Here is a 12,314-nt window from a genome sequence, read left to right as displayed (position 1 = left end):
AACATGCAAGTATGTGAGCAATCTATATAAAATATATGATGTATTATCCATAAAAACAGAATTGATAAATATATAAAGTCACCATTTCCTAAGAGATCATTGCAGATTTATATTTAGTCGTATGTCCTTTATGTTCTTTCATATTCTTTTGGAAAATTTCATTTAAATTTTCCAAAGTATCTAAAGTACCTAAATGTGACATTTTTTCAATTCCAGATATCTTTTTCCCAATACCACCAATAGATGTTCCGATTTTAATACCGCTGCCTCCATCACAACTAAGCCACCACCTATCATGTATAACCGGAGACTTATCATTAGCTGTCCCACAGAATACGAATTCCACTCTAGGGTTTCTATCAGGGCAGATATTTTCTTTCCAAAACTTTTCAATATACTCATCTAGATCTGAAAAACCACCATCATTAACCATTGCATTTGACAATTCTGAATACGACTCTAAACTTGAAAGTATTTTTATGTCAATATCAAAGTCCATATCGATCGCCCTAGATATAAAAATCAAATCTTCAATTTTAAAATACGGTTCAGAAATAATTATTTTTGTCACATTACATGAACAGATCCAATTCTTAATAAAACACTCTGATTTGCCAACCTCAGAGTTCCCAACATTCAACGTAATTGAATCATTAACTATCTCTGACTTAGGCTGAAAAACTTCCTTAATCCTATATATTTCACAAAAATCTTTTGCATTCAGCACTAAAGCATCGAATATTGGCTGAAGATGTTTGTCACATAATTCTTTAGTCTTAAAGTTATCACCGTAAGCTTGAAGAAAAAACTTTAAAATAATGTGAGTATTTTCCGGTGAAAAGACTTCAATATTTTCTATAAATTTCATGAGGTGAGCGATTTTTCTACGCTCAGCTTTATTAGCATTCATTTTTGCTAGCTGATTACTACAAAACTTAGCATATTCATCTTGATCAATATATTTTAAATTTTTAGAACCATTCTCTCCAAAATCCTCTATTGTCCTTTCAAGCTCTTTCTTATCATTAATATTTTCCTCAATTAACCGTCGTCTGTAAGGGTCTGCATCAGTTAAAGAGGATATTGTACTAGACAACTTTTCATCGAGATCAAAACAAGCATTTATCAAATCTTTTCTTTTTGAAGAAAACTCATTTGAATCCTCCTCTGTTGAAATTAAAATAGCCTTATTCAATGCGTTCTTAACCGTTTTAACACATATACTTTTACATGAAGAATATATATGTTCAATCAAATCAATTCTTTCAACAGCGACATTAATTATATGAGTACTATTTATTACTTCTTCTAAAGCTCTTTTCCGCTCAGTAATTGGAAGATATGTCGAAAGTTCAAGAATACAAGTACGAGTATAAATACTATCAGCAATATTTGATATTTTCTCTGCTTTCTTACTTAAAATTAACCATGAAGATGACTTAGTCTCTTTCTTTAAGTTCAGTAAAAGTGCTTGTGCACAAATACTATATCCATCATGCTGAATACAATCCACCAATGGAAACATTGATATCACATCCTGATACATACCATACACATCAAGTTTTTGTGCTTCAGAAAAATTATTACCCTTAAATGAAACTTTCAAAGCATAAGTTAAACGCTTCAAATGAGAAAAAATCAACCAATCCTGTGTGGAGGAAGTTAACAGTCCAAAAATATTCTTTACATCGAGAAATGTTAAGTCGTAACTGTTCTTTTCGACATAATAGTATGGTTCCCATAACATTATCTTTTCAAATAAATATGAAATGGTCGAACTTAATATTTCATTCCTTATAGCATCATCATTAATCACACTAAGATAATCTTCAAACATACCTTTGTCATATTTATAAATACATGGAGCTATATTTAAAAGAACTATCCCATACTCTTTACTATACACTTTGGAGTAACTATCTAACATACACAAAACATTAGAGTTTATTATTGCTGACGCTTGTGACTCAAATTTATTAGTCTGGAGAGATGAAATTAACTTTGAAAGTAATCTAGAACGTTCAATATTCCCACTTAAAATAGATACTGAACCAATGACTCTATCAATATTACCATCAACTATACCAGACGACTTAAGAATTGAGCAATTAACGTTTATAATTAACTCAATACACTTAACATAGGACTCCTTTATTTCATATGCGTCTATATCAGAGTTCCGCCTTACATCTATAACCTTATTCTTAATTTCCTTTGACATATCATTCAATACTGTTGATAAAATATTTCCAGATTTGAACCCAACATTTATTTTATTCCAATCTCCATCAATATTTGAAAAACATTCATAAAATTCATCAACCAATTGGCGTTGAACAATATCATTCCTAAATTCCAACCTCATATAAACACACAATAGATATGCAACATACCTAATTCTATCAGCGTTATTAGTAATTTTATTTCTAACTTTTTTCAATCTATCAAACTGACTTTTATTCAAAGTTTTATCTTCGCAATAACACTCACTGACATACTTAATCAATGAAAATGCTGCACTAGTATATTCCACAGTTCCTTTTATAAAAGGTAACGTATCACAAATGAAAATTATATCAACATTATCAGAATGCTGAACATGACTAATTATAGCTTTAGATATTGCTTTTTCCATTCTACTTTTTGTATTTAACTTTTTACTTAGAAAAATTGCATTCTTTAAATTTACTTTAGCCTCTTCCTCAATTGATTCTTTTAAAACATTATAATGCTGAGCAGTCTCAGTAAGTATATTTTCAAAAACATCAATCTTAAACTTAGATATTTCCCCAAAATATTTATCATATTTTGATTTTAACCAAGAGGACTGAATACACATAACAGACCTTAAACAAACAACATAATCAGAGATTTCAGTCTTAACATATTTAAAGATCTCTTCATTTCTAGTTCCATCCTGTTTGTTTATAAACTCGAATGCTGATAAATTTAAAAGCACACAGACATAATCAACCGTTGGTCCAATCTCTTTTAACCTCGGAAGTTGCTGAATTATCTTTTTCCTAATTTCAGATGTAACCTCTGTTTCATCATGACAGGCAAGACATTGTGAAACATTTTTATAAGCTGAACAACTTCCTGAGTACTCTGCAGTTTCAACGATCATATTTAAGCAATCAAGAACAAGATTAGGCACTTCTTTATGCTGAGGAAATATTTTAACCACTTCGATTATCAATGATATCTTATCGCCATCTGATAATTTTAAATTTCTAATTTCATCAATAAAGTTATCAACACTTAAATTACCCTTAAGATCCTGAATGCTTTTTATTGACTGTTTAAAATTCTCATCAACATCCATACCTTCAAAATTCACATCATTTAAATCATCATTATTTTTTAACACCGCTTCAAAATAAAATCTTGCATATGCATAGTCTGATTTATTCTCGCCAGAAGCGCCCATTTTATCTATGTGAGATATAATTTCAAAAGAAAGCTTTGGAAATATTGGAAATATACAGACAGATATATCCATTGATGTTGTGACGTCAAGATGCTGCAAATCTAGACCGGAATACAAATACTCAATTTTAGAAATAAGATTGGCATCAGCTTTAACCCCGTGTTTTTTCTGATGTCCCGCAATAATAGAGAGTAACTGTATTTTATCCTCATCCTGAATAGCCTCTTCAGCTAAGTCTGTTGCTGATAAATAATTATTTTCCGATAAATAAAAGTCAATTTCACTTTTCAGCACAGAAATTTCAGAAACACCTTTAATCAAAGAGGCTAAATGACTAAACTTTATCTTATCTACTAAAAACTTTTTATCTACGGATGATTTTATTGCAATTTTCAATAGTTTTGAAATTGTATTCAAACTACTTCGTTCACGATAGACCTTTACTATTTCACCGTTACTTAATTCTGAAATAACTCCATCATAATCTTTTTCCGTATATTTATAATCTACTATAGACACAATATTACTAGCAGTTCGATCTCTACTACTTATAATACTTTTTATTCCATCCCTGAATCTTTCCCTACCTTTATACAGTTTACCTTCAAGGAAAAATTTAAATGCCTTGTTAACAAATTCAACTTTTTTATCAATACACTTTAAAAATGAAAATCGTGAAAAAACTTCAAATAATTCATCTTCAGTTAAATTTACGATTTCGGATAACTCATACAATTCCATAGGAAAAGGGCAATATGTAATAAGGCATAATGCTTCTATATTGTCATTTATCAACTGTTCATTCAATAACCACTCAGCATCAAGTATTGAACTATTATGCTCTCCACAGTCATTCAATAGTTTGTCGATACTATGACCTTTTTCTAAAATCCTTTTAATTGATGATAACTTTTCTGGTAATGGTTGGTAGATAGAGCAGAGATTATCTACATCATCTTCCGTAACTCCGTTCCCAAGCATTAAAACACACTCAGTCCTATTCATTAAAGGCACTTGATAATATACAGTTTTCTCTTTTCTTTTCTTGAATGTATCAAACACATCTTGTTTATTACTACTTATAATGAACTTAATACCAGATATGTGAAAGGGTATTAATTTTATGACTTTAACTACTAAGTCAGCATCCTGAATTTCATCTAATCCATCGATAATAAAAACAATATCCTCAGTGTTTTTTCGTACATAGTGACTTAGTACAGAGATATTTCTAGAGTAATTATCATTTTGAACATCATCTGTATTTGACCTCCCATGAATTAACCATGACACTTGTTCTGAAACATCGTATTTAATGGCTTCTTCTGTTATTGATAAGCTACTAACGGAATCAATAAATAGAGCTATTACATTCCCCCCTATTTCATTTGAAAACTGCTTCAGCAGTATACTTTTACCTATGCCACTCTCGCCATTTATGAATATAAATGCATTGTTATTTAGTAAGTAATGCAAATTATTTATCGCATCTACTCTAGTAACTTCATTCTCTGTATGTGGAATCTCATAAGATGTATGTTTAAAAGGGTAGTCAAGTTCAAAATCAGTCATATATTCTCACTAATAATTTTTATTAACCTAAGGTTTGTATGTCATTCAAGTAAGCTATAGTAATTTTTCACAGCATATAAAGTCTAAATAAAGTGCATTTTTAATATTTATTAACTTACTAAGGCATTAATAACTCACCTGAATCATACGCCCTATCAAATTCTGCTTTTGCATCGGCTTTGTGGTTGATGCAATTGACCATGTGTTCGTCGGACTTAAAGTTTTTACAGTCTTCGGGGACTAGATAATACTTGCGCCATGCTTCGGCTTTGCGTATTCGTGCGGCCTCATTTTGTTTGGCTAGTCTGGATTTTTCTGCCGCATTTTGCTGTAACTCTTGCTGAATTTGGTACTCAGCAAGCTGGCGATCTTTCGCTGCCTGCTGGCGAGCAAGTTCCGTTTGCTTTTGTTGCATAGCAAACTCATTAAGCCCTTGTGTCAGGCGGTATTCGACATAACTCAAATAGCCAATTCGCACCAACAAAGTGACTAAGCTCGCTAGCAAGATACCTAAGGTAATTTGTAGTATTAGTTTCATTGCAGCTCACATAACCCTAACTAAACTGAACCTAATGCTTTATCTGTTGCTGTCACTAATTCAGTAATAAACCGAATACACTTATCCACTTCATCACGCTTAATAATTTGAGGTGTTCCTATTTCAACCTGCGCACGATGAACCGCATCTCCACGCTTTCTTAGCCAAGTATTAAGGGTTTCTCTCGCTTGTTTAGGGATGTAATTCGGCCATTTCCAATGCTCTGTAACATCAATCCCGAAAAACTCTTCAAAAATTTGCTTCGTTTTAGCGGAGTCTGGGTTATGAAACATTTTCAAGCGGGTAGAAAACTGCTGCTCCATAAAGTTTCCAATTTGACACCCTTTTAGTGCACCAAACTTGTTGTTGAAAAGTTCTGTAGCAACATCTTCTACATAGGTTTCCCAAGCCGTCATAGTCATGATCAAAGCGGCTCTTTTTAATGCACCCAATGCTTGTGATTCCTGTTTTACATTTAGTTCGTCGTAGCATTCGATCAAAGCTCTTGCATCATTGATTGCACGCTTAAATGTATTTAGAGCAACAGACATTTTATTCCTTAGCCAAATAGTAGCCATACAAGTAACAATCTGAATTTTAATAAAGTTTTTTGAATAAACACTAATGCCAAGAGTTACACCAATACCCTGCGAAGTTGCCGACGGGCGTTGAAGAAAATAACGTGAGCGAGGCATGGATGCCGAGCTAGCTTTCGGGGTACAGGATGTACCATCGGAAGCGTTAGTGATTTTCGAATAAGCGCTAGGCCAGTAACTAATGCATGTAACTTCGCTAGGGGCGTCTTGGAGCATCCAAGGAGGATAGGACGAGCAGTCCTCCTTGGTCGGGTGTGGGTTGAAGACCCACGACCTTGATTCACCTCGGCCGTTAGGCCGCATTAACTCAATGCAAAACTGTTAACCCATAACACTCAGTACAGTGCGAAAAACACAGAGCAACAAGAAAATAAGTGCCAAAGCATATTCACCAATTTGCAGGAGGAGTTGGGTATCTAAGAAAGAGAAAAGACACATCGTCCTGATGCAAGTGACTCGAATCGCGGGTACGCGATTAAAGCTCATCCTTGTTAAAAACCTAAGATAGCGACATAGCGTACACTTGTCTATAACTTTAGCATTACAAATTAGATAGTTAAGTGATGACTAATTTGTGAATTAGCCTTATTGGTACTGGCCAACAACTCCTTAGTCGAAGGAATACACCTTCCCCTGCGAAGTTGCTGAAGGGCGTTGAAGAAAATAGCGTGACGCAGACAGGACGTCTGTGTAGCTTTCGGTGAAGGGGCGAATGAAAATTGATGATTTTCGTGCTTATGAGCGAGAGGCAGGGATTGCCGAACTGGAGGGCTTTACAGGGATGTAAAGCGGAACCATCGGAAGCGTTAGCTATTTTCGAATAAGCACGAAGCCACTAATCAATGCATGTAACTTCGCTAGGGTGAGTGCTGCGTAGCAGCGCTTCGAACGAGAGCCAGGGATGGCGAACTGGCAGTTAGACATGGACGTTGTTCGGCAAGGGATTTCCAAAAGGGGAATAGGCGTTTTTTCCCTTTTGGTCGACTCTTGATTGAAAATCAGGGGGGTGAAGCCCCACGACTTTGATTCACCTCGGCCGCTAGGCCGTATTAACTCACTATTACATGCGACCTAATTTTGGCGCGCAAATAAGCCCCAATTGAGCGCATTGCTCAAGGGCTCAGCGCAAAGGGTGCTGAACAAAATTCAGCCATAACGTAACTGAGTTGAATCACAGTGCGAACATCACTGCAGAAGCCTGATAACACGGGTTTTACACTCTGATTTAGCTTGGTCAAAACTGCAACGATTAACCGCCTAAATTTGCATTTTCGGCCCTACATGCTAACGTGGCTAATGTAAATTTACATTCAGTGTTTATCAAAGCTATGTCGCAACAATCAATAAAAAGTCGATCGACAACACGCTTATATCGGGCGATACCATGCAGCGCGGCTGATATTACACGGAAGCACAACTGAGGTTGAGATATGGAACCATCTAATACGTCACGCCGGACCTTTATCAAGCAATGTGTGATTGGCGGGGTTGCCGTATATTCGGCCCCTTTGTTGTGGGAAATGAGTCGCGCGAATGCGGCGATTGTCTCACCTGAACTGGCAGCCCAATGGCAAACTCAGGTTAATGGTCAATCCAAACCTAAGTTTCGTAACGACGGCATAGCTAAGGTCACAGGCCAAAAAGTCTATGGCCGTGATTACCGCGCTATGGACATGGAGGGCTGGCCCAAGCAGCAAGGTTACGCTTTTATACTTCGCGCTGCCGATGCCTCCCATGTTTATCAAGGCTTTTCACTCGACCACCTGCCCGCGTCGGCTAAGCCCTATAAAGTGATCACTGCGGCCGATCTGGCCCGTGATAAAATCAAGCTGCCCGATTTTTACGGTGACAACATGTTACTGGCCGAGGGGCAAACCGCTGACTACTTAGGTCATGCGGTGGCTATATTGTTGTTCGACAGTTTCCCCGCCTTTAAGCAAGCTAAGTCCTTGCTGCAATTTGACCAGACCTTACTGCGCTTTGGTGAGCAAACGCCGTTTGTGTCGGACTCTAAAGACCCTTACGCCAGCTGGCGCCTTATTCGAGTTGAAGGTGAAAATGGCGCACGGGAAGATTTATATAGCCCACTCCACGATGGGCTGTTTTTCCCCAGCGTAAAAGATCGCAAGCCTGAATGGTTAGGCAATCCGAATGCCAAAGGGACAGTGTCTGAGCGCGGGCTTTATTATGCGGGTGAGATAGATAAGCAGATTGCTAGCGCCCAAGCCAATCAACAATGGCAAGTGTTAGAGCGGGAATATCGCACCCAGATCATCGATCCTATGATGATGGAACCCGAAGCCTTTAACGGCTGGTATGACGCAACTAGCCAAACCTTTCATACGGTTATTACCTCGCAGTCGCCGCAGGACTTTCAAGAGATGGCAGTGCACATGCTGTTATCTAGCCCACTGGCAGGCAAGGTAAAACATCTTGTGGTGCACTCGCCTTATATCGGCGGTGGATTTGGCGCGAAAGACCATTCGATATTTCCTTATTACGGCGTGATCGCGGCTGTTTATGCCAAGGGGCCAATCCGACTCGCCAATGACAGATTCGAACAATTCCAATCTGGCCTTAAACGTCATCCGTTCCTCATGAAAAGCCGCTTAGCGGTGGATAAATCGACCTTAAAAATCCAAGCCTTAACTTCACAGATGACAGTCGATGGCGGCGGACGAGTCAACTTTACCCCGTCTGTGACCTCGGTTGGTGCGACAGCGATGCAAAGCATTTACTACACGCCGCGCAACGATATTATCGCCACCGCCTATGCGTCGCGTAATCCAGATGCGGGTTCGATGCGCGGTTATGGCACGCTGCAATCGATGACGGCGATGGAATGTATGATCCACGAGATAGCCGACGAGCTAAAGGTTGATCCCTTTAAACTGCGCGCCGCCAACGTGATGGAATCCGGCCAGCGCAATACTCAAGGTGCGATTCCTAACGGTACTTTACGTTACCGCGAAATGCTCGAGATGGCCGAGCAAGCTCCAGTGTGGCAAAACCGCGCGGTGAATAAAAAGGACTATGAGGCCAAACATCCGGGGATGCGTTACGGCGTCGGTTTTGGTATCGCCACCAAAGATTATGGTACGGGCGCAGCGGCGCCAAGTGCGGCGGTTCGCCTAGCTAAAGACGGTAAAATCACCCTAGAAATCGGCTTTATCGAAATGGGCACAGGCACGCAAACCTCGCAAGCCGTTGTGGTCAGCGATGCCCTTGGCAACTTTGCCGATGAAGTAAAACTCGCCGAAGTGGATATTTGGGATGCAATGCAATTAGTGCAAACCGATAATCCTTATATTATTTCGCAGCAACGCCAAGATGAAATGACGGCTAATCCACGCTGGACGCCCGTTAAAGCCATGGCATCGTCGGCATCTATGTCGGCCTATTATCAAAGCCATGTCAGCCGCATCGCCGCCGATATTATCTATCGTCACGGCCTGTGGCCTGCGGCGGTATCAATTTGGAACGAGTTGTATTTTAACACTCCGATGGGCTCGACTAATTTGCATAACTCACGGGATGGTCGCTGGGTCGATGGCAAGCTAACTGCCTTGGGCTTTCCGCCATTGTCGCTGGATATTCTCGCTAAACGCGCCCACGACATGGGTTTAGTGGTCGGCGTGATGGGCCATGCCTTTAATCGCTGGGCTTGGGCTGAAGCCGATTTCGACATTCTTGGCACTAAAGAGCGTTTAGCACTCGATGCGCTGGCGCTGCAATACGGCGAAGGCAACGCAACGTTTGCGGCCACCTCTGACACGACTATGAGTATCAAAGCGCGTCAAGCCAGCATGAAGTCTAATGGCTATCACTTGATCGATCGTCAAGCCATGAGTTATCCCAGAGCCGAACTGAACAATGCCATGGTGACTTACTACGCCCCCTGCGCCACTTTGGTTGAAGTGGCCGTTAACGAAGGCAATGGCGAAGTCACGCTACTGAGTTCTCATACTTGGTTAGAGGCGGGCAAAGTGATTGTTAAAGAATTAGTCGAAGGGCAAATTCAAGGTGGCCTTGCGATGGGAATAGGCCATGCACTGCATGAAGGCTTACCGCCATTTGAAGCAGGCGCAGGTAATGGTACCTGGAACCTCAATCGCTATCAGGTGCCGTTAGCGCGGCATGTGGGCGTGTGGGATCAACGTCATACCATATTGCCGCAGTTATCTGATAACGATCCCAGCCGTGGTATCGCCGAAGTGGTGATGATCCCTGTGGTCGCGGCGCTGATTGAAGCCGTGTATCAAGCAACCCATGTCCGCTTTTACGATTTACCTATGACAGCGAAAAAAATTAAGGAGGCCATGGCATGAGCCAGTCTATTAAACTGACCATTAATAACCAAGCCGTAGGCCCGATTGAAGTCGCCGATGGTGTGATGATGATTGAGTTTCTACATGAATACTTGAACCTCACAGGCACTAAGTTTGGTTGTGGCGCAGGCGTATGCCACGCCTGTACAGTGATCGTCGACGACGAGCAAGGCATGAGCGAAGTGGTGCGTACCTGCATCAATGGTGTAGAGCGTTTCAATGGTAAGCGCGTCCGCACTGTCGAAGGTCATGCTAGACAAAACTCCCTCGGCGAAATCACCGCCCTAAGCCCAGTGCAAGAAGCTTTTTTAGAGCACTTTTCGTTTCAATGTGGTTGGTGTACCTCGGGCTTTGTCAACGAATCAACCGCACTGCTTGAGCGATTAGAGCGACAACCTATCGCTAAAGATCAAGTTGAAAAAGTCGTTGAAGATGCCTTGAGTGAACACGTATGCCGCTGTACTGGCTACGTAAAATACTATGCGGCGGTCAAAGATCTGATCCTCAAAACTAAGGGGTTAACCCTGTGATGACATCAGCCAATCTGCGCTATTTCCAGCGCAATTTCTCGTACATTAGTAGGATAAAAAATCTGTTGAGCCACAATCTACTCCTGAGCTTAGGGCTAGGTTTGCTCGCCTGTTCCAGCAGCGTTGCCGATGAAGGCGGCAATACGAATAACGACATCGCACGCGGCGCGTATCTGATGAAGATAGGTGACTGCGTGGCCTGCCATACTGCGGTGGGTGGGCGCGAACTCGCGGGCGGTTTGCCGTTCGAAACGCCCTTTGGTGCTGTGTACTCAACCAATATCACCTCAGATAAAGAAACCGGTATTGGCAAATACAGTTACGAGGAGTTTTTTGATGCCATGCACCACGGTGTTGGCATCAACGGCAACCTCTATCCTGCTATGCCTTACACTTCCTACAGTTTGCTCACGGACGCAGACACTCAGGCGATTTATGCCTATCTGATGAGTACTAAACCCATCAAACAAGCCAACCGCGACAATGATGTGTACTTTCCGTTTAACCTGCGTTTTGGCCTAAAAGCTTGGAACTTAGTCGCCCACGATGCCAAGGAATTTACCCCGAGCAAGGAAAAAAGCGAGCATTGGAATCGTGGCAATTACTTAGTCAATGCCCTAGGGCATTGCGGTGAATGCCACACCCCAAGAGACACGCTGTTTGCCATGGAGCAGGACAAGCACTTTGAGGGCGCGATTATCGAAGGGCTAGAGGCATCGGACATTCGCCCCGCTGAGCTTAACAGGCAGAACTGGACCCATGAGGATCTTAAGTCGCTGTTTACCGAAGGCTACTCCCGTAAAGGCACCGTCTTTGGCGGCATGTATCCCGTGGTGTATCACAGCTTTAGCCACTTAACCGATGATGATATGCGCGCGGTAAGCAGTTATCTGCTCGATAACGACGATGATCTTAAACCGGATCCGCTCACCTTTAACGGCCATAAACCTGAACTGCCAGGCTATACGCTCTACAAAGGTTACTGCGCCGGTTGCCATGGTCAAAATGGTGAAGGTCGCCCTAATGTCGCCCCCGCGATGGCAGGAAACGCCACCTTAGATAAAGCGAGTCCTCATAATATCGTCGCCGTAATACTAAAAGGCATTCAGAGCCAGCATTACAACGCTACCACCAGCTTTTATGCCATGCCGGGATATGCTGATGAGTTAAGCGACGAGCAGATTAAAGACTTAGCCAATTACCTAAGACTCACCTGGAGCACACAAGCTGGTAATCTCGATGTAAAAACCATCCAAAGCTTAAAAGAAGTGATCCTCGAGCACGACTAACCCACATAGGTATGTGGGAGATTTAAAATAA

General features: G+C 40.8%; 6 protein-coding genes. 3 read left to right on the top strand and 3 right to left on the bottom strand.

Features of this window, described 5'->3' with window-relative positions:
* Positions 1-88: 88 nt before the first annotated feature.
* From L5L91_RS07045 to L5L91_RS07035, 3 genes are all read right to left on the bottom strand, one after another.
* On the bottom strand, positions 89-5,002 hold the full coding sequence (locus tag L5L91_RS07045) for a hypothetical protein (protein ID WP_263235987.1): 4,914 nt from the start codon (positions 5,000-5,002) through the stop codon (positions 89-91).
* Positions 5,003-5,120: 118 nt separating this feature from the next.
* A complete protein-coding gene (locus tag L5L91_RS07040) occupies positions 5,121-5,540 on the bottom strand; it encodes a hypothetical protein (protein ID WP_263235986.1) in 420 nt (139 codons plus the stop codon).
* Between the two features lie 20 nt (positions 5,541-5,560).
* Positions 5,561-6,091: a HEPN domain-containing protein gene (locus L5L91_RS07035; RefSeq protein ID WP_063883774.1), complete on the bottom strand. Its 531-nt coding sequence runs from the start codon at positions 6,089-6,091 to the stop codon at positions 5,561-5,563.
* Between the two features lie 1,475 nt (positions 6,092-7,566).
* Between L5L91_RS07035 and L5L91_RS07030 the strand changes: the two genes are divergently transcribed.
* The 3 genes from L5L91_RS07030 to L5L91_RS07020 are packed head-to-tail and all read left to right on the top strand — an operon-like array spanning position 7,567 to position 12,283.
* A complete protein-coding gene (locus L5L91_RS07030) occupies positions 7,567-10,464 on the top strand; it encodes a xanthine dehydrogenase family protein molybdopterin-binding subunit (RefSeq protein WP_263235984.1) in 2,898 nt (965 codons plus the stop codon).
* Entirely contained in the window at positions 10,461-10,994 is a 534-nt protein-coding gene (locus L5L91_RS07025; protein ID WP_006082848.1) for a (2Fe-2S)-binding protein, read from the top strand. The genes L5L91_RS07030 and L5L91_RS07025 overlap by 4 nt, the downstream gene beginning before the upstream one ends.
* A complete protein-coding gene (locus tag L5L91_RS07020; protein WP_263235982.1) occupies positions 10,994-12,283 on the top strand; it encodes a cytochrome c in 1,290 nt (429 codons plus the stop codon). Before L5L91_RS07025 ends, L5L91_RS07020 begins: the two co-directional genes overlap by 1 nt.
* Positions 12,284-12,314 lie beyond the last annotated feature (31 nt).

It is taken from the genome of Shewanella sp. SM55, assembly GCF_025654025.1.
Taxonomy (GTDB): Bacteria; Pseudomonadota; Gammaproteobacteria; order Enterobacterales; family Shewanellaceae; genus Shewanella; species Shewanella oncorhynchi.
The sequence above is the reverse complement of the archived record's forward strand: the minus strand, read 5'-3'. Positions and strand labels throughout refer to the sequence as shown.